Origin of the sequence: Pseudomonas sp. DCA-1 (assembly GCF_046523955.1) — a bacterium.
In the GTDB taxonomy this organism is placed as follows: Bacteria; Pseudomonadota; Gammaproteobacteria; order Pseudomonadales; family Pseudomonadaceae; genus Aquipseudomonas; species Aquipseudomonas putida_Y.
Window position 1 is genome coordinate 3,660,292 of the sequence record NZ_CP169881.1, and the last position, 25,812, is coordinate 3,686,103.

General features: G+C 61.6%; 22 protein-coding genes and 4 tRNA genes. 7 read left to right on the top strand and 19 right to left on the bottom strand.

All coding sequences use genetic code 11. The features are described 5' to 3' along the window. The first annotated feature begins 2 nt into the window (after window positions 1-2). The gene (locus ACE4QZ_RS17255) at window positions 3-689 is read left to right on the top strand and encodes an ABC transporter ATP-binding protein (RefSeq protein WP_021782890.1); all 687 of its coding nucleotides are present in this window, start codon (window positions 3-5) and stop codon (window positions 687-689) included. Next, window positions 686-3,193, top strand: a complete 2,508-nt coding sequence (locus tag ACE4QZ_RS17260; protein ID WP_021782891.1) for an ABC transporter permease — start codon at window positions 686-688, stop codon at window positions 3,191-3,193. The genes ACE4QZ_RS17255 and ACE4QZ_RS17260 overlap by 4 nt, the downstream gene beginning before the upstream one ends. Window positions 3,194-3,253: 60 nt before the next feature. Here ACE4QZ_RS17260 and greB read toward each other — a convergent pair whose 3' ends face one another. The 4 genes from greB to ACE4QZ_RS17280 form a co-directional block, all read right to left on the bottom strand. Beyond that, window positions 3,254-3,742: a transcription elongation factor GreB gene (gene greB / locus ACE4QZ_RS17265; RefSeq protein WP_021782892.1), complete on the bottom strand. Its 489-nt coding sequence runs from the start codon at window positions 3,740-3,742 to the stop codon at window positions 3,254-3,256. Window positions 3,743-3,753: 11 nt separating this feature from the next. Then, on the bottom strand, window positions 3,754-4,062 hold the full coding sequence (locus tag ACE4QZ_RS17270; RefSeq protein WP_021782893.1) for a hypothetical protein: 309 nt from the start codon (window positions 4,060-4,062) through the stop codon (window positions 3,754-3,756). Between the two features lie 248 nt (window positions 4,063-4,310). Next, window positions 4,311-4,748 carry a DoxX family protein gene (locus ACE4QZ_RS17275; protein WP_021782894.1) on the bottom strand — a complete coding sequence of 146 codons (438 nt, stop codon included), beginning with the start codon at window positions 4,746-4,748 and terminating at the stop codon, window positions 4,311-4,313. A 112-nt stretch (window positions 4,749-4,860) separates the two neighbouring features. Beyond that, on the bottom strand, window positions 4,861-6,267 hold the full coding sequence (locus ACE4QZ_RS17280) for a transglycosylase SLT domain-containing protein (protein WP_028697374.1): 1,407 nt from the start codon (window positions 6,265-6,267) through the stop codon (window positions 4,861-4,863). 157 nt (window positions 6,268-6,424) lie between these two features. Between ACE4QZ_RS17280 and ACE4QZ_RS17285 the strand changes: the two genes are divergently transcribed. The 3 genes from ACE4QZ_RS17285 (at window position 6,425) to ACE4QZ_RS17295 (ending at window position 9,271) form a co-directional block, all read left to right on the top strand. Further along, the gene (locus ACE4QZ_RS17285) at window positions 6,425-7,222 is read left to right on the top strand and encodes a TatD family hydrolase (protein ID WP_021782896.1); all 798 of its coding nucleotides are present in this window, start codon (window positions 6,425-6,427) and stop codon (window positions 7,220-7,222) included. Between the two features lie 126 nt (window positions 7,223-7,348). Next, window positions 7,349-8,827, top strand: a complete 1,479-nt coding sequence (locus tag ACE4QZ_RS17290) for a methyl-accepting chemotaxis protein (RefSeq protein WP_021782897.1) — start codon at window positions 7,349-7,351, stop codon at window positions 8,825-8,827. Between the two features lie 75 nt (window positions 8,828-8,902). Continuing rightward, the gene (locus ACE4QZ_RS17295; protein WP_021782898.1) at window positions 8,903-9,271 is read left to right on the top strand and encodes an Mpo1-like protein; all 369 of its coding nucleotides are present in this window, start codon (window positions 8,903-8,905) and stop codon (window positions 9,269-9,271) included. A gap of 41 nt (window positions 9,272-9,312) precedes the next feature. Here ACE4QZ_RS17295 and ACE4QZ_RS17300 read toward each other — a convergent pair whose 3' ends face one another. From ACE4QZ_RS17300 to ACE4QZ_RS17310, 3 genes are all read right to left on the bottom strand, one after another. Then, complete coding sequence (locus ACE4QZ_RS17300; RefSeq protein ID WP_021782899.1) at window positions 9,313-10,110, bottom strand: acyl-CoA thioesterase; 798 nt, start codon at window positions 10,108-10,110, stop codon at window positions 9,313-9,315. Window positions 10,111-10,187: 77 nt separating this feature from the next. After that, entirely contained in the window at window positions 10,188-10,967 is a 780-nt protein-coding gene (locus ACE4QZ_RS17305; protein ID WP_021782900.1) for a CHAD domain-containing protein, read from the bottom strand. Between the two features lie 14 nt (window positions 10,968-10,981). Continuing rightward, window positions 10,982-11,260 (bottom strand): lipoprotein, encoded by a 279-nt coding sequence (locus tag ACE4QZ_RS17310; protein WP_003250254.1) that lies wholly within the window; start codon window positions 11,258-11,260, stop codon window positions 10,982-10,984. 177 nt (window positions 11,261-11,437) lie between these two features. On the opposite strand from ACE4QZ_RS17310, the gene ACE4QZ_RS17315 reads away from it, so the two are divergent. Then, complete coding sequence (locus ACE4QZ_RS17315) at window positions 11,438-12,478, top strand: patatin-like phospholipase family protein (protein ID WP_028697375.1); 1,041 nt, start codon at window positions 11,438-11,440, stop codon at window positions 12,476-12,478. Window positions 12,479-12,593: 115 nt separating this feature from the next. Here the strand turns inward: ACE4QZ_RS17315 and ACE4QZ_RS17320 are convergent, their stop codons facing one another. The 11 genes from ACE4QZ_RS17320 to ACE4QZ_RS17370 form a co-directional block, all read right to left on the bottom strand. After that, entirely contained in the window at window positions 12,594-14,465 is a 1,872-nt protein-coding gene (locus tag ACE4QZ_RS17320) for a SurA N-terminal domain-containing protein (protein ID WP_021782902.1), read from the bottom strand. 181 nt (window positions 14,466-14,646) lie between these two features. Continuing rightward, window positions 14,647-14,919: a nucleoid-associated protein HU-beta gene (hupB, locus tag ACE4QZ_RS17325; protein WP_003250246.1), complete on the bottom strand. Its 273-nt coding sequence runs from the start codon at window positions 14,917-14,919 to the stop codon at window positions 14,647-14,649. A gap of 152 nt (window positions 14,920-15,071) precedes the next feature. Then, window positions 15,072-17,468 carry an endopeptidase La gene (gene lon / locus ACE4QZ_RS17330; protein ID WP_021782903.1) on the bottom strand — a complete coding sequence of 799 codons (2,397 nt, stop codon included), beginning with the start codon at window positions 17,466-17,468 and terminating at the stop codon, window positions 15,072-15,074. 164 nt (window positions 17,469-17,632) lie between these two features. Then, the gene (clpX, locus tag ACE4QZ_RS17335; RefSeq protein WP_003250242.1) at window positions 17,633-18,916 is read right to left on the bottom strand and encodes an ATP-dependent Clp protease ATP-binding subunit ClpX; all 1,284 of its coding nucleotides are present in this window, start codon (window positions 18,914-18,916) and stop codon (window positions 17,633-17,635) included. Window positions 18,917-19,024: 108 nt separating this feature from the next. Continuing rightward, window positions 19,025-19,666 carry an ATP-dependent Clp endopeptidase proteolytic subunit ClpP gene (clpP, locus tag ACE4QZ_RS17340; RefSeq protein WP_003259400.1) on the bottom strand — a complete coding sequence of 214 codons (642 nt, stop codon included), beginning with the start codon at window positions 19,664-19,666 and terminating at the stop codon, window positions 19,025-19,027. Between the two features lie 91 nt (window positions 19,667-19,757). Then, window positions 19,758-21,071 carry a trigger factor gene (gene tig, locus ACE4QZ_RS17345; protein ID WP_021782904.1) on the bottom strand — a complete coding sequence of 438 codons (1,314 nt, stop codon included), beginning with the start codon at window positions 21,069-21,071 and terminating at the stop codon, window positions 19,758-19,760. Window positions 21,072-21,319: 248 nt separating this feature from the next. Then, window positions 21,320-21,619, bottom strand: coding sequence for a DUF6388 family protein (locus ACE4QZ_RS17350; protein WP_021782906.1), 300 nt, complete (start codon window positions 21,617-21,619; stop codon window positions 21,320-21,322). Window positions 21,620-22,452: 833 nt separating this feature from the next. After that, window positions 22,453-22,528, bottom strand: a tRNA-His gene (locus tag ACE4QZ_RS17355). Window positions 22,529-22,564: 36 nt separating this feature from the next. Continuing rightward, window positions 22,565-22,649, bottom strand: a tRNA-Leu gene (locus ACE4QZ_RS17360). 52 nt (window positions 22,650-22,701) lie between these two features. After that, window positions 22,702-22,777: transfer RNA gene (locus tag ACE4QZ_RS17365), tRNA-His, on the bottom strand. Window positions 22,778-22,818: 41 nt separating this feature from the next. Continuing rightward, a tRNA-Arg gene (locus ACE4QZ_RS17370) sits at window positions 22,819-22,895 on the bottom strand. 269 nt (window positions 22,896-23,164) lie between these two features. On the opposite strand from ACE4QZ_RS17370, the gene folD reads away from it, so the two are divergent. Then, window positions 23,165-24,019: a bifunctional methylenetetrahydrofolate dehydrogenase/methenyltetrahydrofolate cyclohydrolase FolD gene (gene folD, locus ACE4QZ_RS17375; RefSeq protein ID WP_021785508.1), complete on the top strand. Its 855-nt coding sequence runs from the start codon at window positions 23,165-23,167 to the stop codon at window positions 24,017-24,019. Between the two features lie 95 nt (window positions 24,020-24,114). On the opposite strand, the gene ACE4QZ_RS17380 is transcribed toward folD, so the two are convergent. Next, window positions 24,115-25,803, bottom strand: a complete 1,689-nt coding sequence (locus ACE4QZ_RS17380) for a putative bifunctional diguanylate cyclase/phosphodiesterase (RefSeq protein ID WP_021785509.1) — start codon at window positions 25,801-25,803, stop codon at window positions 24,115-24,117. Between the last annotated feature and the right edge of the window lie 9 nt (window positions 25,804-25,812).

Genomic DNA, 25,812 nt, shown 5'->3' on the forward strand with positions numbered 1-25,812 from the left:
CCATGAGCCCCAGCATTCTCGTTGCGCAGAACCTTAGCAAAGTGGTCCCCAGCGCGGAAGGAGACCTTACCATCCTCCACGCACTGTCTCTCGACCTGGCCCAAGGCGACAGCCTGGCCATCGTCGGCGCCTCCGGCTCTGGCAAGTCGACCCTGCTCGGCTTGCTCGCCGGCCTCGACCGCCCCAGCGCTGGCAAAGTCATGCTCGCCGGCCACGATCTGGGGCCACTGGATGAAGACCAACGCGCCCGTGTGCGCGCCGAACATGTGGGCTTCGTGTTCCAGTCGTTCCAGCTGCTCGACAGCCTCAATGCCCTGGAAAATGTCATGCTGCCGCTGGAGCTGGACGGCCGCCGCGACGCCCGCGAACAGGCTCGTACCTTGCTGGAACGGGTCGGCCTGGGCAAGCGCCTGAGCCACACACCCCGGCAGCTGTCGGGCGGCGAGCAGCAGCGCGTGGCAATTGCCCGCGCCTTCGCCGCGCAGCCTGCGGTGCTGTTCGCCGATGAGCCCACCGGCAACCTCGACAGCCACACCGGCGAGCGCATCAGCGACTTGTTGTTCGAGCTGAACAAGGAGCGCGGCACTACCTTGGTGCTGGTCACCCATGACGAACGCCTGGCCCGCCGCTGCCGGCGCCAGATCCGCCTGGACGCGGGCCGCCTCGTGGCGCCGATGGAGGCCCGGTGAGCCATATGCCGCTGTCCCGTCTGGGCGGCCTGGCACTGCGCCAGTTGCTGCGTGATGTTCGCGCCAGTGAAGTGCGCGTGCTGTTCTTCGCCCTGTTGGTAGCGGTAGCCGCCAGCACCGCTATCGGCTATTTCGGCGCCCGCCTCAACGGCGCCATGCAGCTGCGCGCCAGCGAGTTCCTTGGCGCCGATCTGGTACTGCAGGGCAGTGCCCCGGCCCGCGAACAACAGCTCGATGCCGGCAAGGCACTGGGCTTGCGCCATGCACACGTGGTCGAGTTCACCAGCGTGGTCGGCGGCGACAATGGCATCCAGCTGTCCAGCGTAAAGGCCGCCGACGGCGCCTACCCATTGCGCGGGCAAGTACGCAGCGCTCCGGCCCCCTATGCCGAAGAAACGCCCGGCGGCGGCCCTGCCCCTGGCGAGGTGTGGGTCGAACCTCGGCTGTTGGCGGCACTGGGGCTGGCGATCGGCGACAGCATCGACGTGGGCATGAAAACCCTGCGGATGAGCCGTGTGCTTACCTACGAACCGGACCGCGCCAACAACTTCTACAGCCTTACCCCGCGCGTGATGATGAACCTGGCCGACCTGGAAGCCACCGGAGTGATCCAGCCGGGCAGCCGGGTCACTTACCGCGACCTGTGGCGCGGCGATGCCGAGGCGCTGGCGCAGTACCGCCACACCGTGGAAAAAGACCTGGCCGCCAACCAGCGCCTGCGTGACACCCGCGATGGCAACCAACAGATCGGCGGCGCACTGGGCAAAGCCGAACGCTACCTGAACATGGCCAGTCTTGTGGCTGTGCTGCTGGCAGGCGTAGCCGTGGCTCTGTCGGCCAGCCGCTATGCTGCACGCCGACTGGACGCCAGCGCCCTGCTGCGCTGCCTGGGGCTGTCGCGCCACCAGGCGTTGGGTCTGTATTGCCTGCAACTCGCCATGCTCGGGCTGGTCGCTGCCCTGGCCGGCGCCTTGCTCGGCTGGCTGGCTCAGCTGGGCCTGTTCCGTCTGCTGCACGGCTTGCTGCCGAGCGTGGTGCCCGCCGGCGGCATCATTCCAGCGCTGGCAGGTATCGGTACCGGGCTGGTGGCACTGGCTGGCTTCGCCCTGCCGCCGATCGCAGCGCTGGGCCAAGTGCCGCCACTTCGCGTGCTGCGCCGTGACCTGCTGCCCATACCTGCGAGCAGTTGGCTGGTGTACGGCGCCGCCCTGCTCGCCCTGGGCCTGATCATGTGGCGCCTGAGCCTCGACCTGCTGCTCACCTTTGCCCTGCTCGGTGGCGGCCTGGTCGCTGCGCTTCTGCTCGGCGGCCTGCTGTTGCTCGGTTTGCGCAGCCTGCGCCAGCTGCTGGCCGGCGCGCCACTCACCTGGCGCCTGGGGCTGGGCCAGCTATTGCGCCACCCCATGGCTGCGGCAGGCCAGGCCTTGGCCTTCGGCCTGATACTGCTGGCCATGGCCCTGGTCGCCCTGCTGCGCGCAGAGCTGCTCGATACCTGGCAAGCACAGCTACCCAAGGACGCGCCTAACCACTTCGCCCTGAACATCCTGCCAGATGACCGTGAGCTGTTCATTCAACACCTGCACCAGGTCAATGCCGCTTCAGCGCCGCTGTACCCGGTGACGCCCGGGCGCCTGGTGCAAATCAACGAAAAACCGGTACAGCAGGTGGTCAGCAAGGACTCGGCAGGCGAGCGCGCCGTGCAGCGCGACCTCAGCCTGACCTGGGCCGCCGAGTTGCCCGAAGGCAACGTACTGACCGCCGGCAGCTGGTGGCAAGCCTTGCCAGCCGACAACGACATCCCCGGGGTTTCGGTGGAAGCGCAACTGGCCAGCAGCCTGAAACTGCAAATGGGCGACCTGCTGACGTTCGATATTGGCGGCCAGCAACGCCAGGCCCGCGTGAGTAGCTTGCGCAACGTGCATTGGGACAGCTTCCAGCCGAACTTCTACATGATCTTCCAGCCCGGCACGCTGCAGGGGCTGCCAACCACTTACCTGACCAGCTTCTATCTGGCTCCGGGGCATGACCTGGATGTAGTTGCGCTGTCACGGGCGTTTCCGGCGGTGACCATCCTGCAGGTGGATGCCTTGCTCGACCAGCTGCGCAGCATCCTCGCCCAGGTCACCCTGGCGGTGGAGTATGTGCTGCTGTTCGTGCTGGCCGCCGGGCTGGCCGTGCTGTTCGCTGGCTTGCAGGCCACGCTGGACGAGCGCATTCGCCAGGGCGCACTGCTGCGTGCACTGGGCGCGGCGCGGCCCTTGCTGGTAAAAGCCCGACGTATCGAGTTCGGCCTGCTGGGCGCGGCCAGCGGGCTATTGGCGGCCGTGGGCTGCGAACTGATTACCTGGGTGCTGTACCGCTATGCCTTCGACTTGCAGTGGAGCCCGCACCCGTGGCTGCTGGTGTTGCCGCTGACAGGGGCACTGCTGGTAGGGGGTGCGGGGGTGCTGGGAACGCGGCGGGCGTTGAATGCCAGCCCGCTGGCGGTGTTACGCGAGGCTTGAGGCCTGGGAGATCGCCTGCAGGGACAGCACATGCCTCAGGCTGGCGCAAGACGGGCCCAGTCAGCCCGTCGAAACGCCCTGGCCATAACTGATGCTGCTCACATACCAGGTTGCCTCACCGGTAGGTGTATGCACCACCACCTCATCACCTTCCTCCTTTTTCAGCAAGGCACGAGCCATGGGCGAATCGATCGAGATGTAATCGTTGCGCCCGTAGATCTCGTCGTAGCCGACAATGCGAAACTTCATGGTCTCGCCCTCGTCGTTCTCGATCTCTACCCAGGCACCGAAAAACACTTTGCCTTCCTGCTCAGGCGAATAGGCCACTACTTTCACATCTTCAAGACGCTTGCGCAGATATCGCACCCGGCGGTCGATTTCGCGCAACAGCTTCTTGTTGTACTGGTAGTCCGCGTTCTCGCTGCGGTCACCCAACGACGCCGCCCAGGCAACCTTTTGGGTGATTTCCGGGCGATACACCCGCCACAGGTGGTCCAGCTCTTTCTTCAGCGCCTCATGGCCTTCTGTGGTGATGATATTGGTGCTCAATAGCGCATTCCTCAGCGGCGGGTTATCAGGCCTTGACGCGCGATGCGGGTGAGATGCCCTATGACTTCGGCAGCCTCGTCCGACGCCGGCGCCTGAATCACAGCCAGGTCGAAACGGTCATTGCCAAACTGCGCGAGGTGGCAGCCGCTATCAGCGAACTGGATCAGAAAGGCACGCGCCTGCCCTTTACGCCGTGACAGGCCTTCAAGATGACGCAATAGAGTGGGCTGATGCCGGCCGCCGAGCAGGATGCGCGGTGTGCGGGACGCCTGGCTGGCAGGCAAAGGGCTCAAACAGACACTGGTACGTGGGCAACTCATGGAGCTTCTCTCCGCCTCGCGAATCCCGCTGGGCAGCGGTGGGAGGCGTCACCGAACCAGCGCTTTAGCGGTATTTCGGACGACCCGGAGGTGGGGCCTTCCTGCGCCCCGCAAGTAGCTGTTTAAATCGGCGCAGGCGGTATGCTAGAGCGATGAGCACCAAGTTGCAAGCTACAAGCCGCAAGCAAGAACAAGCCGAGTATTGGCCCGCGCTTGCCTGCGGCTCGTAGCTCGCAGCTTGCAGGTGATTAGCGGGCGATCAGCCGGTCGAGCGAGAAGCGGCCGGCGCCTTCGATCATGACTGCAACAGTGCCGGCCAACAGCGCCAGGGCGAACTCATAGCCATTGTTGGACATGAACAGGCCGTTGCCGATGTGCACCGAAACGATCGCCACTATCAAGGTCACCGTCAGCGCCAGGGCCGCCGGGCGAGCCAGCAGGCCGACCACCAGTGCCAGGCCACCGAAGAATTCGGCACTGCCGGACAGCAAGGCCATCAGATAACCCGGCGCCAGGCCGATGCTTTCCATCCATTGGCCGGTGCCTTCCAGGCCGTAGCCACCGAACAGGCCGAAGAGTTTTTGCGCACCATGGGCCATGAAGATGATGCCGACCAGGATGCGGATAACGCTTAGGCCTGCGCCAGCACGGGTAGAGAACAGTGCGTTGAAGGTAGTGTTGTTCATGTGGAAGCGTCCTTGAAGCGAAGCAGTTGTGTTGGGATGGGCGCCATCATAATCAATTCGATAGATATGAAAATCGCAAAAAACCCAACATAACAATCGATATAATCGATTGTTAACGCTTCGCTACGCGCTCCAGTGCTGTGCGTTCGCGGTTGAACGCCAGGTAGTACTTGTTGATGCTATTGACGAAATTGACCGGTCCCATCCCCACCTGCTCCATGGCGATACGCTCTGTCTGGAAGAACCACTGGTTACCGTTGAGCCCTCGCCGTCGGGCCTCTGCGCGCATGGCCTGAACCCGCTCGGGGCCAAGGTTGTAGGCTGCCAGCACAAAGGCCATGCGCTCACGCTCATTGATCTTGGCACTGGCAAAAAACTTGCGCCGGATAAGCGCCAGGTAACGGGCACTGGCCAGGACATTGCCATCTACCGTCGCGGTATTGCTCACCCCCACCCGTTGGGCCGCCGAAGGGGTAATCTGCATCAGACCATGGGCACCGCCAGTGCCGCGTGCAGTCGGGTTGAGCGTCGACTCCTTGAAGGCCAGTGCAGCCAGGTTGAGCCAGTCGATCTGTTGCGCCTGACCATGCTTCTGCAACACTGCCCGCACCGAGGCCAGACGCTGGCGGCCTTTGCTGGCCAAGGGGTTGTGTACCCGGTACTGGCGGCGGTAGATACGCTCGAACGCTGCATCCTGGTTATCGGGCGCGCGGTAACCTTGCAGAAAGCGATCGACTGCGGCCAACAATTGCGGCGCATCACGCCCTACATACCAGCGCATGGCTTGCGGCGCACCCAGGCGCACCCGGCTGTCCAGGCGCAGCCGCGGCATAACCCGGGCCCAACGCCGGGCAATGGGCTGCTCGACTACGGTCAGGTGGTAGATGCCAGCCTGTACCATCTCCAGCACATCCTCCACTGCCAGCGTCGAATCGACCCACTCCACTTTGATCGGCGGCCGCTTGCGCAGTGCCAGTTGCTGGTTGACCTGCTGGATCAGCGGCCCCGCGGCACTGGCGCTGGTCAAGGCGACGGTACGCCCTGACAGCTGTTCGACCTTGCTGAAACTTCGCTCGCCTTTGCGCCCGACCAGCGTCAGCGGCACCTGGTCGAGTATCGGCGCACTGCTGCTGACAGCGCCCACCGTCGTGGGGTCAAGCAGCTCGCCCGGGGCAGCCAGATCACCCTCGCCGCGGGCCAGAGCGCCCAGCAACTGCTCCTTGGCTCGCGGGATGAGCGTTAGCTGGATCTGCTGGTCGTCGGCGGTACGAGCATTGAGGAAATGCTCCAGGGCACGCAGGCGATAATACTCTATGCCGACTGGCTCGCCCTTGACCTCGCCGGAGCTGTTGCGGCTCTGGTTGACCAGCACTCGCAGTACTTTGCTGGTACGAATCTGCGGCAGGTCACGTACCTTGGCCGGCGGTATGTGCTGCTGCGGGCCCGGCGAACGCGCCTGGGCGGTGCCGGTAAAGGCCACCCAAAGCATCAGCAGGAAAATGAGCCAGCATCGCAGCATGCGAAAACGTGTCCGTGGTCGGTGAGCGGCATCCATGGGTTGCACCGCCAAGTGATAAACGACGGTAAAAGACCACGGCAACAGCATGAAGTTCTTGGCTTTTTCAGAAAAACCCGGTTTTTGCTATGCTGGCCGCCCCGCGGCACGAGATAGCACCATGCAACTGATCGATATCGGCGTCAACCTGACCAACAGCAGCTTTCACGACCAACAGGCAGCCGTTGTCGAGCGCGCACTGGAGGCCGGCGTTACGCAAATGCTACTGACAGGCACCAGCCTGGCGGTCAGCGAACAAGCGCTGGAGCTGTGCCAACAACTGGATGCCAGCGGCGCGCACCTGTTCGCCACGGCCGGCGTACACCCACACGATGCCAAGGCCTGGGATGCCGACAGCGAGCGCCAGTTGCGACTGTTGTTGAGTGAACCGCGCGTACGCGCTGTGGGCGAATGCGGCCTGGATTTCAACCGCGACTTTTCCCCTCGCCCGCTCCAGGAAAAAGCCCTGGAAGCCCAGCTGACGCTAGCTGCGGAGCTGCGCCTGCCGGTGTTCCTGCACGAGCGCGATGCCAGCGAGCGCTTGTTGGCGATTCTCAGGGAGTACCGCGACCACCTGTCGGGCGCAGTGGTGCACTGCTTTACCGGTGAGCGCGAGGCGCTGTTCGCCTACCTGGACCTGGACCTGCATATCGGCATTACCGGCTGGATCTGCGACGAACGCCGCGGCACTCACCTGCACCCGCTGGTAGGCAACATTCCTCAAGGCCGGCTGATGCTGGAAAGCGACGCGCCCTACCTGCTGCCGCGCAGCTTGCGGCCCAAGCCCAAAAGCGGGCGCAACGAGCCGGCGTTCTTGCCGGAAGTACTGCGCGAGGTGGCCTCACATCGCGGTGAGTCAGCCGAGCACACGGCAGCGCATACCACGGCAACGGCCCGCGATTTTTTCCAGCTCCCCTGATTCTTGCGGGTTTCTGCGAGGTGGGTGAACGCCGTTGATATGCATCAACAAATCCCGTGGAGGATGCGGGCACAATGATGGCACCTTGCCAATATTGTTTCCGCTCAACTCAGAGAAGACCTGCCCATGGGTGCCTGGCTTAGCAATGTTTCCCTGAAGTACAAGTTCTGGGCCGTCAACGCAGTGGCCTTTGTCACCACCTTGCTGCTGGTGCTGTATGCCGTGCACCTGGAGCAACGCGCACGTGCCGAGGCGGCTCAGGCCCAAGCGGCCGCGCAAGCCCAGTTGCTGGCCGCCTGGCCAGCCGGGCAAGCACTGCCACGCCCGGCCAATGTCATCAGTTGGCAAACGGGGCAAACACCAACCTTCGCCGGAGAAGCGCTCGATGCCCTGCGCAATGCCAAAGGCTGGGTAGAACTGCCAAGCGCCTGGATCCTCGGTGAAAACCCGCTGCGTGGCGCTCAGGTGCTGCGCAACGGCGACCAGCAGTTGGCTGTGCTGGCTCAGTCCCCCAGTCTGCGCCAGGTATTCTTCGATCGCTTCAGCAACTACGCGGTGTGTGTACTGATCCTGATGCTGGCCATGCTCGGTGCCTCCCAACTGCTGATCCGCTTCCTGCTCAGCCAGCTCAACACCCTCAAGGACGTGATGCTGCACGTGGAAAAAACCGGTGACTTGTCGGCCCGCGTACCGCTGGCCAGTGGCGACGAGGTCGGCCAGATGGCCGGGGCCTTCAACGCTATGCAGTCCACCTACCACCGCGTGGTCAGCACCGTCGCCCAAAGCGCAGCACAGCTGGACTCGGGCGCTGCACGCCTGGCCGCCAGCATGAGTGACGTGCGCCATGGCATGCTCGGCCAGCAGAGTGAAACCGACCAGGCCGCCACTGCCATCAACGAAATGTCGGCGACCGTGCACCACATTGCCCAACACGCCGGTGCCACCCGCGATTTGTCACAAACCGCCGACACCTTGGCCGGCAGCGGCCAAGCGGTGGTCAGCCGAGTGCAGGATTCGATTTCCGGGCTTTCCAGCGGCGTGCAGCAAACTGCCGAAATGATTCGCCAGTTGGCCGAGGACAGCCAGAAGATCAACGGTGTCGTCAGTGTGATCCACAGTATTGCCGAACAGACCAACTTGCTGGCACTCAACGCTGCCATCGAAGCCGCGCGCGCCGGCGACCTGGGCCGCGGCTTTGCCGTGGTGGCCGATGAAGTGCGCAACCTGGCCAAACGCGTGCAAACCTCCACGGATGAGATCACCACCATGGTTTCGGCCCTGCAGTCGGGCACCCGCGATGCGGTGGAGTTCATGCAGGAAAGCTCGTACAAGGCCGACGACTGCGTGCGTCAGGCTCAGGAGGCCGGCGAGGCGCTGGCTGAAATTACCGGTGCCGTGGCACAGATGCGCGAGAGCAATACCCAGATCGCTGTAGCGGCCGAGCAGCAAAGCCAGGTAGCCGAGGAAATGAACCGCGCGGTGGTCAGCATCCGCGATGTCACCGAGCGGACCGTGCAGCAGACGGTCGGCTCGGCGACCACCAGCAGCGAACTGGCGACCCTGGCCGGCGAACTGAACAAGGCCATTGGCCAGCTCAAGCTATAGTCACCATAGCCAGGTTCGATTGGCCCCCGCCTGGGGGCCGCACTAAGCTTTGGGCATGACCGAGAGGAAATCCCCATGAGCAAACGCCTGCCCAATCTTCCCGCCTGGCAATGGCGCGGCTACCACCATAATCACCGCCACCCGACCAACCTGGTGCTGCACCTGATTGCCGTTCCTTTGTTCATTTTAGGGGCACTACTGGTGCTGTCCGGACTCTTCGGTTTCGACCTCGGCCAGATCGCGGTGGGCGTAATTTCCCTGATCGCCGCACTGGGCCTGCAGCGCCAAGGCCACCGCCTTGAAGCCGAGCAGCCCGAACCGTTCGCCAACCGCCAGGATGCCGTGCAGCGATTACTGACCGAGCAGTTCATCACCTTTCCGCGCTTTGTGGTGAGCGGGGCCTGGTGGAAGGCCTGGCGGGAGCGGCACAAGCACCGACACTGAGTCAGTTGCCGGGGCGCTCCTTGTAAGCAACCTGGTAAAGATCAGGCGAAAACGGTGACGGTCTGCCGGCTCAAGGCCAACAACTCGCCCTGCGCTGTCCACAATGCCGCAGCAGCGTGCCCATAGCCATCCCGTGCATGCTCGGTCTCCACGCAGTATCGGCACCAATCCAGGGTCGACAGTTTCGCCGTAGGCTGGATGAACTCAATGGTCCAGGTCAGCGTACTGCCCGCAGCGGGCTGCTTGAGAAACGGCATAAGGCTGGGTGGCCAGGCATCGACCAACGCCAGCAAGTGCGCCTCGTTCACCGGCTCTTCCAGCACATCCCGCAAACGCACCCAGCCGCCCATCTTGCGCGACTTACTGCCACTGAACGGAAGCCCACCTACTGCCCAGCGCAGGGCAACATGCCGCATGAACTCAGGGGTAACGCCTTTGATATAGGGCAACTCCGGGGCCGCCGCGTCGAGCGCAGGCATTTCAACGGCAGGTAACGCCGGCACTTCCACCACCGAAGGCCGGCCCGCACCGAAATTGCCCTGCACCAAGGTCACCACTTGGCCATCCTGAACGGCGCGGCCCAGCAACGTGCTAACCGCCTTGCCTTCGCGCAAGACCTCCACCTCGAAGCGGATGGGCACATCCGCAGCCGCTGGCGCCACGAAGCTGATGGCCAATGAGCGTACCGGGCGGCTGTCGCAGAGCCTGAGGCGCATGGCTTCGTACACCATGGCCGCCATCAGGCCGCCAAAGGCTGCGCGCCCCTGAGCCCAGCTGGGCGGAATGCTGACGGAATCCGGGTTGGCCCGCACAGCGTCGAGCAGTTGGTTGAAATTCATTGGCCGGCTCCTGCCTGCAAAGGAAAAGGTCCACTCATCCTAGCCAGCAAACCCCGGACAATCAGCCCGCAAATCGGTCATTTTCCGTGATAACGCCGCGCCAGCGCCTCTTGCAGGGTATCCAGCGTCACATCTGACTGGCGCTCCGCCTCATGCAGTTCCTGCTCCCAATCGGCCTTGCAGGGCAGCAGGTCGGCATGGTCGCGCGCTTGCAGCAGCCATTGCAGGCGGTCGTGCCAATCACCCAGGTCGCCCTGGGCCTTTTTCAGCACACGTTGCAGTTTCTTTCCTGCGTGATCGAGTTGCGGATAGGCCTCATCGCCATAGCGCGCACGCTTTATCAGCAAACGCAGCCGGTGGCGATCGTGAGCCGGGTCCCGCAACGCTTCGTGCAACGTGCGCCATTGTTTGACCAGGCGCTTGTCGATGCGTTTGTCCAGCGATTTGACCAGCCCCTCCCGGCCCGCCGCACGCAGGAACAATGGAAAGGCGTCAACAATCGCCAGCACCCTGGCCAGCTGCGGGCTGGCAGCGACACTTGCAAAGGTTCTGTCACGCCCCTGCAGACGCCGCTGCCCGGCTGCCGCATGACCGCGCCCGATCAGCTCGGCCGCCAGTACCTCACGATCACGCAAGGGCGTGGTAAGGGTACCCAGCGAACTTGCAGCATCCTCAAGCTGCTCCACGCCGGGCAGCCCACGCAACGGCCTCAACAGACTGCGCAGGCGCCGCAAGGTGATACGCAAGTCGTGCAAGGCCTCGCTGTCGGTATTGGCAGCCAGGCGTTCACGACAGGCCAGCAAGCGCACCTGCAAGGTCAGTATCTGGGCAACTACATGGTCGAGCATGGCAGACATACGATGCTCCCTGGTCAGCGCCCAGCGCGAGATTCACGAATGTAGAAGCGGGCCTTTTCGGCTTTGCGGGTACAGCTTTCATAGCCTTCGAACTGCTGCTGGGTCTTGGCCCCGGTCAGCAACGACAAGGCCTTGGAGTAACTGACGGCACCGGCGAAGCCTTCGGCCTTGGCCAGGTCCAGCTCCTTCCAGGCGGCATCCAGCTGGGTCGCGCAGCTGTCACGGTAGGCCGTCTTGCCCGCGCAGCCAGCAAGGGCCAAGGCAATCAGTGGAAGGCAGATCCAGGCTTTCATCAGTAATACCTCTATGGATAAACGGTGGCTATTCGACGCTCCGACAGCTGGAAAGTGCCATGCCCAGCCGGCGTTGCCTGGCCAGTTTTATTACAGTAGCTCAGCACGATCTACATTGAAGCACAGGCAGCGATGGGTGCATTGTAGGACCATGATGGCACTGGCCGGGGAATGTTCATGAGTAAACGTGTGGCACTGGTACTGGGGTCGGGCGGAGCCCGAGGGTATGCACACATCGGCGTGATCGAAGAAATCGAGCGCCGCGGCTACGAAATAGCCTGCGTCGCGGGGTGTTCCATGGGCGCGGTGATTGGCGGTATCTATGCCGCCGGCAAGCTGGACGACTATCGCAACTGGATCGAGAGCCTCGACTACCTGGATGTGCTGCGCCTGGTCGACGTCAGCTTTCGCCTCGGTGCAATTCGCGGCGACAAGGTGTTCGGGCAGATCCGCAAGATCGTCGGCGAGATAAACATCGAGCAACTGCGCATACCCTACACCGCAGTGGCGACCGACCTTACCAACCAACAGGAAATCTGGTTCCAGGAGGGTTGCCTGCACCAGGCCATGCGCGCCTCGGCGGCCATTCCCAGCCTGTTCACGCCGGTGATGCAAGGCAACCGCATGCTTGTCGACGGCGGCATCCTCAACCCGCTGCCAATCGTGCCTGTGGTGTCCAGCCATTGCGACCTGATCATCGCGGTGAACCTCAACGCCACCAACCAGAAGCAGTACCAGTTGCCAGTGATTGAGCGCCCGGCAGCGTTCAAGATGCGTTTTGACGCCTTGCTGAGTTCGCTGGGCTCACGCCTGCCGTTCCGGCGCAAACCGGCGGAAGAGCTGATCCGCATCGAAAAGGAAATCGTCGCCGAAGGGTTGGCGCCACCAAGCCCGTGGCTGGCCGACAGCGCCGACCCGGAAAGCCAGCAATCAGCGGCGGCCCCGGAGCGCGAGGGCGCGCCGAAGTCGGCCACCGGTTCTTTCATCATCGACAACGTGGGGCCGGCCTCGCTGCTGGACTTGATCAACCAGAGCTTCGAGGTCATGCAGACTTCGTTGGCACAGTACAAGATTGCCGGCTATCCGCCGGATGTGCTGATCAACGTGCCCAAGCGGGTGTGCCGGTTCTTTGAGTTCTACAAGGCGCCGGAGCTCATCGCCCTGGGGCGAGAGATTGCACGCGATACGCTGGACAGTTATGAAGGGGTGAAGCGGTAGAATCTGGTCGGCGCCGCCCCTGAGGCAGTGCGGTCTTCGACAATGGCCGTCCTCGCGGCTGGCGAAAACGAAACAGGCCGCGCGAGGCGGCCTGTTTCTTCATGCAACGAACACCTTAGTAACGGGTGATGTCTGCATTGGCTTCCAGCTGCTTGCGGTAAGCGGCAAAGTCCTGCTGGCCAGCACGTGACGCGAGGTAGCGGCGAATCTGCTGCTTCTCTTCGTCGGTGGCGGTAGCGCCTTCGTTCACACCCTTGAGCTGCAATACCACCAGGCTACCGTCACGCAGCACTACACTGCCGTAAACAGGCTTGTCCTTGGCTTGCGGCTTGCCCAGACGGAACAGTGCCTGCAGTTCGGCCGGATCAATACCGTCCTCACCACGGGTGACTGCTTCATAGGCTTTCCAGCCCTGGCCTTCGTGCACACTGCCTGCTGCGATGGAACCGTCGCGCAAGCCGGCAATCAGCTTGTCTGCCTTGGCCTTGAGCTCGGCAGTCGCCTTCTCTTTGGCCAGGTGCTCCCTGATGTTCTTGGCCACTGCTTCCAGCGGCAGTTGCTCTGGCTTGCGGTGCTCCTTGACGCGCAGCACCACGGTGGTCTCAGGGTCAAGCTCGATGGCGGTGCTATTGGCCCCCTCATCCAGCACTTCTTCAGAGAACGCAGCCTGCACCACCGCACGGTTGGCGGCAATGCCATCACCGCCCTCGCGGCCGAAGGCAGCGGAGGTGTGTACCTTGAGGTTCAGGTCCTGGGCCGGCTGGGCCAGGTCGGAAGCCTCGTAGGCAGCATCCTGCAGTTGCTTGCTGGCGTCGACATAACGCTGCTCGACCAGTGGCATCTTCAGATCGCGGGTCAGTTTGTCCTTCAGGCTGGCGAAGCTCGGTACTTCTGGCGCCTGCACGCCCAGCAGCTTGATCAAATGGTAGCCAAACTCGGTGCGCACCGGTGCAGATACCTGGCCATCCTGCAGCTTGTACAGCGCCTCTTCGAAGGCAGGGTCGTATACACCCGGGCCGGCGAAGCCGAGATCACCACCGCTGTTGGCGGAGCCTGGGTCCTGAGAGAACTCCTTGGCCAGAGCGGCAAAGTCCTCACCCTTGGTCAGACGCTGCTCGATCTCTTCGGCGCGGGCCTTGGCCTGGGCGTCGGTGACCTTGTCGTTGACCTCGATGAGGATGTGCGCGGCATGGCGCTGCTCGGCGAGGTTGGCGATTTCCTTCTCGTACTGGGCCTTGAGCTCTTCGTCGGTCACTTTGACCTGGTCGAAGAAGGCCGACTTTTTCAGTTCGATGTAGTCGATCACGACCTGGTCAGGCGACATGAACTCCTTGGCGTGCTGGTCGTAGTGCGCCTTGACCTCTTCATCGCTGACCTTGACTGCGGCCGGGTCGGCCTTGAAGGTCAGGGAGGCGAAGTCGCGGGTCTGCTTTTCCAGGCGAGCAAAGGCTTCGACCTGCTGATCGGTGACGAAGCTGCTACCGGCCAGGCCAGTGCGCAGTTGGCCGATCAGCATTTCCTCGCCGAGCATCTCGCGGAACTGCATGCGGCCGTAGCCCATCTGGCGAATCACCTGGTCGAAACGGTCAGCGCTGAACTTGCCGTCCACCTGGAACTCAGGGGTCTGCAAGATCACCTGGTCCAGCGCAGCGTCGGAGAATGCGAACTTGGCATCCTCAGCACCTTGCAGCAGCAGCTTGCGGCTGATCAGCCCCTTGAGTGCCTCCTCACGCAGCAACTTGTCATCCAGCAGCGCCGGGTCGAAATCCTTGCCCAACTGTTGCATCAGTTGACGGCGCTGCATGTCGGCCGCCTGGCTCAGTTCGTTCTGGCTGATGGTCTGGCCGTTCACCTTGGCGGCGTCCTGGCTATGAGTGGCGGCCTGGAAAATGGCTTCGAAACCGGTCAATGCCATCAACACGACGATAAGGCCGATGATGGTCTTGGCAATCCAACCTTGTGAATTGTCCCTGATATTTTGCAGCATGCGTCCCCCAGAAACGGCTGTACCACTGCGTCGACAACCGCGGAGCGTGGGTAGAATCCTGATAAAAGAAAGGCGCATCCGAGGATGCGCCTTTTCTTAGCAAACGTGTCAGGCGGGAACGTTTGCGCCCCGCCATCACCGTGCTCGGACCAGGCCAGGCCGGGCCCGGCTGAAAGACGACTTAGTTGACGGCGTCTTTCAGGCCTTTGCCTGCCTTGAAACCTGGAACCTTGGCGGCTTCGATCTTGATTGCCTTGCCGGTTTGCGGGTTGCGACCGGTACGCTCGGCGCGCTCCTTGACCGAGAAGGTACCGAAGCCAACCAGTACCACATCGTCACCTTGCTTCAGGGCGCCGGTGACGGATTCGATGACTGCGTCCAGCGCACGGCCGGCTACAGCTTTCGGGATGTCAGCAGATGCGGCGATAGCGTCAATCAGTTCCGACTTGTTCACTCTAAGTCCCCTTATTTCTCTATTGAGTTTGTTTCTAAGTATGTAATGAAAAGCTTATGAAACGTGTGCTGGGCGGCCTGACGACAATAGCGTGCCGCTTTATAGCAAGGCCTCGAAAAAACTGTCAAGGAAAGCCCCCCAGCTGAAAACTACTAATGCGTGCTAATTCTTTCCTTGGCATCGCCGTCGCGCTTTTCATCTTTCGCGACAATCTCCGGAGCCACATCTGGCAAGGGCTCCGGGGCGTATTGCAGCGCAATTTGCAGGACTTCGTCAATCCATTTGACCGGTTTGATCTGAAGATCCTGTTTGATATTTTCAGGAATCTCCTTGAGATCGCGAACATTCTCCTCGGGAATGATCACCGTCTTGATCCCGCCACGGTGTGCCGCCAGCAGTTTTTCCTTCAGCCCGCCAATGGCCAATACCTGGCCACGCAAGGTGATTTCACCGGTCATGGCCACGTCAGCACGTACCGGAATCTGCGTCAGTGCCGACACCAGTGCGGTGCACATGCCGATACCGGCACTTGGGCCATCCTTCGGCGTGGCGCCCTCAGGCATGTGAATGTGCACGTCGTGCTTCTCGTGGAAGTCGGCGGCAATCCCCAGGCTGCGGGCGCGGCTGCGTACCACGGTCTGCGCGGCGGTAATCGATTCGACCATGACATCGCCCAGCGAGCCGGTCTTGATCAACTGGCCCTTGCCGGGGATGACCACGGCCTCGATGGTCAGCAACTCACCGCCCACCTGGGTCCAGGCCAGGCCGGTAACCTGACCGATCTGGTCCTGCTGCTCGGCCAGACCATAGCGGAACTTGCGCACGCCCAGCAGGTGCTCCAGCTGCTCGCTGGCCACCTTGACCTTGACCTGCTTCTGCCCGGTATGTTCCTTGACCACCTTACGGCAGACCTTGGCAATTTGCCGCTCCAGGCCCCGTACACCGGCTTCGCGGGTGTAGTAGCGGATGATGTCGCGAATCGCCGAGACATCGACCTCCAGCTCTTCCTTCTTCAAGCCGTTGGCCTTGACCTGCTTGGGCACCAGGTACTTGATGGCGATGTTGATCTTCTCGTCCTCGGTGTAGCCAGGCAGACGGATGATTTCCATCCGGTCCAGCAGCGCCGGCGGGATGTTCATCGAGTTCGAGGTGCAAAGGAACATCACGTCCGAGAGGTCATAGTCGACCTCCAGGTAGTGGTCGTTGAAGTTGTGGTTCTGCTCAGGGTCGAGCACTTCCAGCAGTGCCGAGGCTGGGTCGCCGCGCATGTCGCTGCCCATTTTGTCGATTTCGTCGAGCAGGAACAACGGGTTGCGCACACCCACCTTGGTCATCTTCTGGATCAGGCGACCCGGCATGGAGCCAATGTAGGTACGGCGGTGGCCACGGATCTCGGCCTCGTCACGCACGCCACCCAGGGCCATGCGCACGAACTTGCGGTTGGTGGCGGCAGCGATCGACTCGGCCAGCGAGGTCTTGCCGACGCCGGGTGGCCCGACCAGGCACAGCACCGGACCGCGGATCTTCTTGACGCGCTTCTGCACGGCAAGGTACTCGAGGATGCGTTCCTTGACCTCTTCCAGGCCATAGTGGTCGGCATCGAGGATTTCCTCGGCCTTGCTCAGGTCCAGACGCACCTTGCTCTGTGCCTTCCACGGCACCTGCACCAGCCAGTCCAGGTACGAGCGCACCACGGTAGCTTCGGCCGACATCGGAGACATTTGCTTGAGCTTGTTCAGCTCCGCCTGGGCCTTGGCCAGGGCATCTTTAGGCAGACCCGCGGCTTCGATGCGTTTTTTCAGCTCTTCGACTTCATTGTGGCCTTCGTCACCATCGCCAAGCTCTTTCTGAATGGCCTTCATCTGCTCATTCAGGTAGTACTCGCGCTGGCTACGCTCCATCTGCTTCTTGACCCGGCCGCGAATGCGCTTTTCGACCTGCAGCAGGTCGATTTCGGCATCCAGCAGTGCCAGCACGTGCTCGACACGGGTAGTCAAGTCGACGATTTCAAGAATTTCCTGCTTCTGCTCGATCTTCAGGGCCATGTGCGCGGCCATGGTGTCGACCAGGCGTCCTGGCTCTTCGATGCTGTTCAGCGAAGACAGCACTTCGGCAGGCACTTTCTTGCCCAGTTGAACGTACTGTTCGAACTGCGACAGCAGGGTGCGCACGAAGACTTCCGACTCGCGCTCGGCAGTGTCGGTTTCGTCGATCAGGGAGACTTCGGCACGGATGTGCCCTTCAACTTCGGAGAAGCGCTCGACCGCACCACGCTGCTCGCCTTCGACCAGCACCTTGACGGTGCCATCAGGCAGCTTCAGCAGTTGCAGCACGGTGGCAACGGTACCGACGCGGTACAGGGCGTCCTCACCCGGGTCGTCGTCGGCTGGATTCTTCTGGGCCAGCAGAAGGATCTGCTTTTCGCCCGTCATCGCCGCCTCGAGGGCTTCGATGGACTTTTCACGCCCCACGAACAGCGGGATAACCATGTGCGGGTAAACAACGACATCGCGCAATGGCAAAAGAGGCAAGTCGAGGGTGGTCTTCATGATTTCGCCTCTACAGCGGCCTTATGGCCGGAAACCGGTGGAAATGATGCTTGGACCTAATGTGGGGGCATGCTTGGGAAATTACAAGCGCTTGCACAGGAAAAGCAGAAAGGGGCCCGTAGGCCCCCTTCTTGCTTGCAACCGAAAACCGGCCATTGCCTGAATCAGGCGTCTGGTGCGGCCTTGGCTTGCGGTTCGCTGTTTTCGTAAATCATCAGCGGCTGCGACGTGCCCTCAATGACGCTCTCGTCGATAACCACCTTGCTGACATCCTTTTTCGAAGGGATCTCGTACATGGTATCGAGCAGAACGCCTTCGAGGATCGAACGCAGGCCACGGGCACCAGTCTTGCGCTCCAGGGCCTTGCGCGCAACGGCCTTGAGCGCATCGCTGCGGAACTCGAGGTCGACGCTTTCCATCTCGAATAGCTTGGCATACTGCTTGGTCAGGGCATTCTTCGGCTCGGTGAGGATCTGCATCAATGCAGCCTCATCCAGCTCGTCAAGGGTAGCCAGTACCGGCAGACGGCCGACGAATTCCGGAATCAGGCCAAACTTGACCAGATCGTCCGGCTCGACCTCACGCAGGGACTCACCAACCTTCTTGCCCTCTTCCTTGCTGCGCACTTCGGCACCAAAACCGATGCCACCTTTGGTGGAGCGGTTCTGGATGACCTTTTCCAGGCCCGAGAACGCACCACCGCAGATGAACAGGATGTTGCGGGTATCAACCTGCAGGAATTCCTGTTGCGGGTGCTTGCGGCCGCCTTGCGGCGGGACCGAGGCCACGGTGCCTTCGATCAGTTTCAGCAGTGCCTGCTGCACGCCCTCACCCGAGACATCACGGGTGATGGACGGGTTGTCCGACTTGCGCGAGATCTTGTCGATTTCGTCGATGTAGACAATGCCCATCTGGGCCTTTTCCACGTCGTAGTCGCACTTCTGCAACAGCTTCTGGATGATGTTCTCGACGTCCTCACCCACATAACCGGCTTCGGTCAGGGTGGTGGCGTCAGCAATGGTGAACGGTACGTTCAACAGGCGTGCCAAGGTTTCGGCGAGCAGGGTCTTGCCCGAGCCAGTCGGCCCGATGAGCAGGATGTTGCTCTTGCCCAGTTCGACTTCGTCACCCTTCTTGTCACGCTGGTTCAGGCGCTTGTAGTGGTTGTACACCGCTACGGCCAGCACCTTCTTTGCGCGCTCCTGACCAATGACGTACTGGTCCAGGATGCCGCTGATTTCTTTCGGCGAAGGCAATTTGTGCGCGCTGCTCTCGGCCTGGGCTTCCTGCACCTCCTCACGGATGATGTCGTTGCACAGGTCGACGCACTCGTCGCAGATAAATACCGAGGGCCCGGCAATCAGTTTGCGCACTTCGTGCTGGCTTTTGCCGCAGAAGGAGCAATAAAGCAATTTGCCGCTGTCCTCGCCGTTACGGGTGTCAGTCATTCGATCGATCCAATCCGGTAGGCTTGCAACACAAGATGAAGGCAATTGCGGGCTTTTTCAAGTCCGCAGGTAGGCGCTTTCGACGCCCACCTGCTCTGACCTCCCGGTTCAGGAGGCCAGTTGCCGCTTGTCGTAGACCGAGTCGATCAGGCCGTACTCGGCTGCGCGCGAGGCGCTCATGAAGTTGTCACGCTCGGTGTCACGCTTGATGGTCTCGAGGTCCTGGCCGGTGTGATAGGCCAGCAGCTCGTTCAGACGGGCCTTGATATTGAGGATTTCCTGGGCGTGGATCTCGATATCGGTGGCCTGACCCTGGAAGCCGCCAAGCGGCTGGTGGATCATCACGCGCGAGTTCGGCAGGCAATGACGCTTGCCCTTGGCACCTGCCGCCAGCAGGAAGGCGCCCATGCTGCAGGCCTGGCCGATGCAGATGGTCGAAACGTCCGGCTTGATGAACTGCATGGTGTCGTAGATCGACATGCCGGCGGTGACGGAACCGCCCGGCGAGTTGATGTACAGATGGATATCCTTGTCCGGGTTTTCTGCCTCAAGGAACAGCAGTTGCGCAACGACGAGGTTGGCCATGTAGTCCTCTACCGGGCCAACCAGGAAGATCACACGCTCCTTCAACAGGCGCGAGTAGATGTCGTAAGCACGTTCGCCACGGGCGGACTGCTCGATAACCATCGGGACCAGGCCGCCTGCGGCCTGGATGTCAGAGCTCTGCTGAATATAAGAATTGCGGGACATGTCCTGCGCTCACTCCCAAATAGTCATGGCTTGAATACGCACAAGCCAGCTCGAAGGCTGGCTTGTGGAGGTTTCCTACGAGAGAAGCCTGTTACTCAGCAGCGGCAGGAGCCTCAGCTGGTTTAACGGCTTCTTCGTACGAGACCGACTTGTCGGTCACAGTCGCTTTCTGCAGAACAGTATCTACAACTTGTTCTTCCAGCACAACCGAACGCACTTCGTTCAGTTGCTGGTCGTTCTTGTAGTACCAGGCGATGACCTGCTCAGGCTCCTGGTAAGCCGAAGCCATTTCTTCGATCATCTCGCGAACCTTGGCGTCGTCCGGCTTCAGCTCGAACTGCTTGACCACTTCGGCCACGATCAGGCCCAGCACGACACGGCGCTTGGCTTGCTCTTCGAACAGCTCGACTGGCAGTTGGTCAGGCTTGATGTTGCCACCGAACTGCTGAACAGCCTGCACGCGCAGACGGTTGACTTCGTTTTCCAGCAGGGCTTTTGGCACTTCGATCGGGTTGGCGGCCAGCAGACCGTCCATGACCTGGTTCTTGACCTTGGTCTTGATCGCCTGACGCAGCTCACGCTCCATGTTCTTGCGAACTTCGGCGCGGAAGCCTTCCAGGGTCGATTCTTTGATGCCGAACTGGGCGAAGAACTCTTCGTTCAGCTCTGGCAGCACAGGTGCCGAAACACTGTTGACGGTGATGGTGAACTCGGCGGCTTTGCCAGCCAGGTCCAGGTTCTGGTAGTCCTCTGGGAAGGTCACGTTGACAACGCGCTCTTCGCCTGCCTTGGCGCCTACCAGACCCTCTTCGAAGCCCGGGATCATGCGGCCGGAGCCCAGTACCAGCAGGGTGCCCTTGGCCGAACCACCGGCAAACACTTCGCCGTCGACCTTGCCGACGAAATCGATGTTGACCTGGTCGTCGTTCTGCGCAGCGCGCTCGACGGCCTCGAAGCGGGTGTTCTGCTTGCGCAGCACTTCCAGCATGTTGTCCAGGTCGCTGTCAGCCACTTCGGCGCTCAGGCGCTCGACCTTGATCGACTCGAGGCCTGCAACCGTGAACTCCGGGAACACTTCGAAGATGGCGACGAACTCCAGATCCTTGCCCTTTTCGAAGGACTTCGGCTCTACAGCCGGAGAGCCAGCCGGGTTCAGCTTCTGCTCGACGATGGCTTCGTAGAAGGAAGCCTGGACCAGGTCACCGAAAGCCTCTTGACGGGCGTCCGCCTCGAAACGCTGACGGATCACGGTCATCGGCACTTTACCAGGACGGAAGCCCGCAATCTTGGCGCGCTTGGCAGTCTGCTGCAGACGCTTGTTGACTTCGTTCTCGACGCGCTCGGCCGGAACGGCGATGGTCATGCGGCGCTCGAGAGCGGAAGTGTTTTCAACAGAAACTTGCATGGATATTCCTCGTTGCACAGACGTTAGCCGGCGTTAGCCCGACTCCAGAATCAAGGGCAAACATTCTAGTGAGTCACGCTGCAGAAGTCACCCCACACGGGACGACTGAAAACAACGCCGGTCGATTAACTTTCAAGGCCCGCACGGCACAGCGCCGGACCTGCTTCCAACAGAGGCTGCACGGCGCCCGGGGCGGCCTGCAGCCGAAATACCTTGTCAAACAACTACCAGCAAAGAATTCGCCTCCTTTATTCAGGATCGATTTCGTTGAACTGGCAGTACTCCTCCCACTCCAGCCCCAGCGCCTCGGCCACTTCACGGTGCGTTTCCAGGCGCATGGCCTGCAGCTGCTCCGGGGACTCGGCAATCAATTGCAGCGCCAACTCCCAGGGCTCAATGCCCTGCTCCGCGGCTGCATCCTCGAACGCCCACTCGATCTGCTGGGCCTGCTCGCGCGCATCCAGCTCGCGGATCTCCTCGAGCAACTGCGGATTGGCTTCGGCAAAGCGCTGCAGCGCCAGGGCCTGACGGGCTTCTTTTGCAATCATCGTGGTGTCCTTTGCCGGCCAAACGGGCCGGTGTTTCAACCGGCTGAAATCTAACAGCTTTTATTGGGGTGCCACCAGAGGATTACAAGGGGCGGGAGGTGATTTGGCCGAGCGGTGGTTGACCGCGACATTTTCAGCGCCTTCGAGATCGAGCGCCGCCCGCGCGGCGCATCGCGAGCAAGCTCGCTCCTACATTTGTTTCGGGCCAGTATCGCCTGTGCCTGCGCACGCGACCGCCCTGTTTGTACCCCACGATATCGAGGTGAGCGCCAAGGGGACGCGCGCGTCTGCCCCAGGAATAATTGGCCCGAAACAAATGTAGGAGCGAGCTTGCCTTGAGGGTTGTAGTGCCTGTGAGATCGAGCGCCGCCCGCGCGGCGCATCGCGAGCAAGCTCGCTCCTACATTTGTTTCGGGCCAGTGTCGCCTGTGCCTGCGCGCGACCGCCCTGTTTGTCCCCCACGATATCGAGGTGAGCGCCAAGGGGACGCGCGCGTCTGCCCCAGGAATAATTGGCCCGAAACAAATGTAGGAGCGAGCTTGCTCGCGATGCGCCGCGCGGGCGGCGCTCGATCTACGCATCACCGCAAAAACCAAGGCAGGCACCTTGCCGCCCTGAAACAATCGGCCGTAGAACACCCCATAAAAGCTTGACCGCCAACAGAGTAAGCGCGACCACCTTGCTTACCCGGCACGATATCGAGGAGGAACATCAGGAGCCACGCGGGCGACGCTCAACCTCAAACAAAGACACCAGAACACTGACGGCATGCACATCACAACCCCAAAACAAAAAGGCGCCCGATCTCACGATCAAGGCGCCTTTCAGGAATATGGGGTGGACGATGGGAATCGAACCCACGACAACTGGAATCACAATCCAGCGCTCTACCAACTGAGCTACGCCCACCATATTGCGGTCTTGCAGTACAACCTTACAGAAGCATGGTGCGGACGAAGAGACTCGAACTCTTACAGCTTGCGCCGCTGGAACCTAAATCCAGTGTGTCTACCAATTTCACCACGTCCGCGTAACGCTTAAAACAAAGGCGCCAGATGCTATCGAGGCGCCCTTGAAGAATATGGGGTGGACGATGGGAATCGAACCCACGACAACTGGAATCACAATCCAGCGCTCTACCAACTGAGCTACGCCCACCATATTGCATTACAGCCTACTTGCTTGCCAAAGCTGCCTAATGGCGCACCCGGCAGGACTCGAACCTGCGACCATCCGCTTAGAAGGCGGATGCTCTATCCAGCTGAGCTACGGGCGCTTAAGCTTGAAGCCTAACCGAACGAGACGCTAACAAGGAACTGTTAAACCACTCATTCTGCCCGACTTAGCCAACCAGTGCTAGGCTGTGCCCGACAAGTGCGGCGAATCTTATAGTCGACCCCGAAAGTCGTCAACACCTTTTTCGAAAAAATTTAAATTATTTAAGGGGTTAGGGGATTTGCCCGACCACCCGCCTTTGCCCTTGGCCCATGTCGTGCGAGAATGCGCGTTCTTTATTGTTCCTTCTCGATGGTTAATCACGCGTCTATGACTGCACACCTAATCGATGGCAAGGCTATCGCCGCCAGCCTGCGCCAGCAGATCGCTCAACGTGTCGTGGAGCGTCGCCAGCAAGGCCTGCGCACGCCGGGCCTGGCGGTGATCCTGGTCGGCACCGACCCCGCCTCCCAAGTCTATGTCTCGCACAAGCGCAAGGACTGCGAAGAGGTCGGCTTCATTTCGCAGGCTTTCGACCTGCCCAGCGAGACCACGCAACAGGCCCTGACCGAGCTGATCGACCGTCTCAATGACGATCCGGCCGTCGACGGCATCCTGCTGCAACTGCCGCTGCCGGCGCACCTGGACGCCTCGCTGCTGCTCGAGCGCATTCGCCCGGACAAGGATGTGGACGGTTTCCATCCTTACAACATCGGCCGCCTGGCCCAGCGTATTCCGCTGCTGCGCCCATGCACGCCAAAAGGCATCATGACCCTGCTGGAAAGCACCGGCCAGGACCTGTACGGCATGAACGCGGTGATCGTCGGCGCGTCCAACATCGTTGGCCGCCCGATGGCCATGGAACTGCTGCTGGCCGGCTGTACCGTGACCGTCTGCCACCGCTTCACCAAGGATCTGGCCGGCCATGTCGGGCGTGCCGACCTGGTGGTCGTGGCTGCCGGCAAGCCGGGCCTGGTCAAGGGTGAGTGGGTCAAGGAAGGCGCCATCGTCATCGACGTGGGCATCAACCGCCAGGAAGACGGCAAGCTGGTTGGCGACGTGGTCTACGAGACTGCCCTGGCACGCGCCGGCTGGATCACACCAGTGCCGGGCGGCGTCGGGCCGATGACCCGGGCGTGCCTGCTTGAGAACACGCTGTATGCGGCAGAAGAGCTGCACAAGTAATACCGCGTGATGCGAAAACGGCACCTCTTGCAGGTGCCGTTTTTTTTTGCCCGTGATTGATGGTGCGGGTCAGGACCACGGCCCGCTGATGGCCTTCAAGGGTCACGCCACTGCGCCGGCTGCCGGTAGGCCTGTGCCCAGGCTTGCACTTCACTGGCCGGCATCGGCCGGGCAATGCAGTAACCCTGCGCCAGCTCGCAGCCCAGGTCCATCAGTACCCGGCCATGCTCGACACTCTCCAGCCCCTCGGCAATCACCTCGCGGCCAAACGCCCGGGCCAGGCCGATCACCGCCTCCGTCAGCGCCAGGTCGTCCTGGTCATGAAGGATGTCCCGTACGAACGACTGGTCGATCTTGATCGTCTGGGTCGGCAAGCGTTTCAGGTAACTCAACGACGAATAACCGGTGCCGAAATCGTCCAGCGAGAAACGCACACCCAGCGCACGGCAGGCGTCCAGGCAGCGGCTGACGTGCTGCAGGTTGTCGATGGCCACTGACTCGACGATTTCCAGGTCCAGCAGCGCCGGGTCCACCGCCGGGTACGCTGCCAGCAGTTGCTGCAGGCGCTCGGCAAAGTCACTGCGCTGCAAGTGCCGCGCGGCGATATTCACGCTCAGTGACCAGGGCTGCCCTTGCAACTGCCAGACCTGCAACTGGCTCAATGCCTGCCCTATCACCCACTCGCCGATTTCGACGATCAGGTCGGTCTGTTCTACCCACGGCAGGAAATCGCCTGGCGGCACCACGCCACGGCCCGGCCGCTGCCAGCGCAACAACCCCTCGAAGCCCAGTACCTTGCCACTGCGCAGGTTTACCTTGGGTTGGTAGTAAAGACACAACTCGCCGTTGCGTAGCGCCCGGCGCACGCGCGCCACGGTCTGGTGGGTGGCCTTGAGCTCCTGCTCCTGCGTCACATCGAACAGGTGGTAACGGTTGCGCCCGCGCTGCTTGGCCACATACATGGCCTGGTCGGCGTGGCGCACCAGGGTGTCGGCATCTTCATCATCCTGCGGATACAGGGTCACGCCTATACTGGCGCTGAGCGACAGCGTATGCCCACGCACCACACAAGGCGCCGCCAATGCCCGCAATACCCGCTGCAGGGCTGCATGCAGCTGGCACTCATCGTCGACGTCGCGCAGGATCAGCACGAACTCGTCGCCCGACAGCCGGGCAACGGCATCACCACCGCGCAGGATACTCTTCAAACGCTGCGCCACTTCCACCAGCAGCAGGTCACCCACGGCATGCCCGTAGCCGTCGTTGACCGCCTTGAAACCATCCAGGTCGAGCATGCACACCGCCAGCGAGATGCCTTCACGGCGCGAACAGGCCAGGGCCTGGTTCAGCAGGTCGGACAAATAGGCGCGGTTGGGCAGGCCGGTGAGCACATCGTGGCCCACCCGCCACTGCAAGGTATGCAGTAGCTGACGCTTCTCTGTAACGTCAAAGCGGATGGATACATACTTGCGCACCTGGCCTGTTAGCGGGTCGACCAGCGGCACCATGGTGCTGTCGACCCAATACAACGAACCGTCCTTGGACCGGTTGCAGATTTCGCCCTTCCACACCCGCCCGGCAGCCAAAGCCCGCCACATGCCGACAAAGAACGTCGGCTCATGCAGGCCGGAATTGAGGATACGGTGGTTGGCCCCCAGCAGCTCCTCACGGCTGTAGCCCGAGATGCTGCAGAACTGCTGATTGACGTAGGTGATGTTCCCACGCAGGTCGGTTTCCGAAAAGATCGCGGCCGCGTCCACGGCCGCGCGATAGTTATCATCCATAAAGCATCC

What these genes read in the sequence shown, in the direction of transcription:
- ACE4QZ_RS17255 (WP_021782890.1), top strand. Translation starts at nt 3, where the DNA reads ATGAGCCCCAGCATTCTCGTTGCGCAGAACCTTAGCAAAGTGGTCCCC.
- ACE4QZ_RS17320 (WP_021782902.1), bottom strand. Translation starts at nt 14,465, where the DNA reads ATGCTGCAAAATATCAGGGACAATTCACAAGGTTGGATTGCCAAGACC.
- ACE4QZ_RS17380 (WP_021785509.1), bottom strand. Translation starts at nt 25,803, where the DNA reads ATGGATGATAACTATCGCGCGGCCGTGGACGCGGCCGCGATCTTTTCG.
- ACE4QZ_RS17305 (WP_021782900.1), bottom strand. Translation starts at nt 10,967, where the DNA reads ATGTCTGCCATGCTCGACCATGTAGTTGCCCAGATACTGACCTTGCAG.
- folD (WP_021785508.1), top strand. Translation starts at nt 23,165, where the DNA reads ATGACTGCACACCTAATCGATGGCAAGGCTATCGCCGCCAGCCTGCGC.
- ACE4QZ_RS17275 (WP_021782894.1), bottom strand. Translation starts at nt 4,748, where the DNA reads ATGAACAACACTACCTTCAACGCACTGTTCTCTACCCGTGCTGGCGCA.
- ACE4QZ_RS17280 (WP_028697374.1), bottom strand. Translation starts at nt 6,267, where the DNA reads ATGCTGCGATGCTGGCTCATTTTCCTGCTGATGCTTTGGGTGGCCTTT.
- ACE4QZ_RS17300 (WP_021782899.1), bottom strand. Translation starts at nt 10,110, where the DNA reads ATGAATTTCAACCAACTGCTCGACGCTGTGCGGGCCAACCCGGATTCC.
- clpX (WP_003250242.1), bottom strand. Translation starts at nt 18,916, where the DNA reads ATGACTGACACCCGTAACGGCGAGGACAGCGGCAAATTGCTTTATTGC.
- ACE4QZ_RS17270 (WP_021782893.1), bottom strand. Translation starts at nt 4,062, where the DNA reads ATGAGTTGCCCACGTACCAGTGTCTGTTTGAGCCCTTTGCCTGCCAGC.
- ACE4QZ_RS17310 (WP_003250254.1), bottom strand. Translation starts at nt 11,260, where the DNA reads ATGAAAGCCTGGATCTGCCTTCCACTGATTGCCTTGGCCCTTGCTGGC.
- ACE4QZ_RS17315 (WP_028697375.1), top strand. Translation starts at nt 11,438, where the DNA reads ATGAGTAAACGTGTGGCACTGGTACTGGGGTCGGGCGGAGCCCGAGGG.
- tig (WP_021782904.1), bottom strand. Translation starts at nt 21,071, where the DNA reads ATGCAAGTTTCTGTTGAAAACACTTCCGCTCTCGAGCGCCGCATGACC.
- ACE4QZ_RS17295 (WP_021782898.1), top strand. Translation starts at nt 8,903, where the DNA reads ATGAGCAAACGCCTGCCCAATCTTCCCGCCTGGCAATGGCGCGGCTAC.
- ACE4QZ_RS17350 (WP_021782906.1), bottom strand. Translation starts at nt 21,619, where the DNA reads ATGATTGCAAAAGAAGCCCGTCAGGCCCTGGCGCTGCAGCGCTTTGCC.
- ACE4QZ_RS17290 (WP_021782897.1), top strand. Translation starts at nt 7,349, where the DNA reads ATGGGTGCCTGGCTTAGCAATGTTTCCCTGAAGTACAAGTTCTGGGCC.
- lon (WP_021782903.1), bottom strand. Translation starts at nt 17,468, where the DNA reads ATGAAGACCACCCTCGACTTGCCTCTTTTGCCATTGCGCGATGTCGTT.
- clpP (WP_003259400.1), bottom strand. Translation starts at nt 19,666, where the DNA reads ATGTCCCGCAATTCTTATATTCAGCAGAGCTCTGACATCCAGGCCGCA.
- ACE4QZ_RS17285 (WP_021782896.1), top strand. Translation starts at nt 6,425, where the DNA reads ATGCAACTGATCGATATCGGCGTCAACCTGACCAACAGCAGCTTTCAC.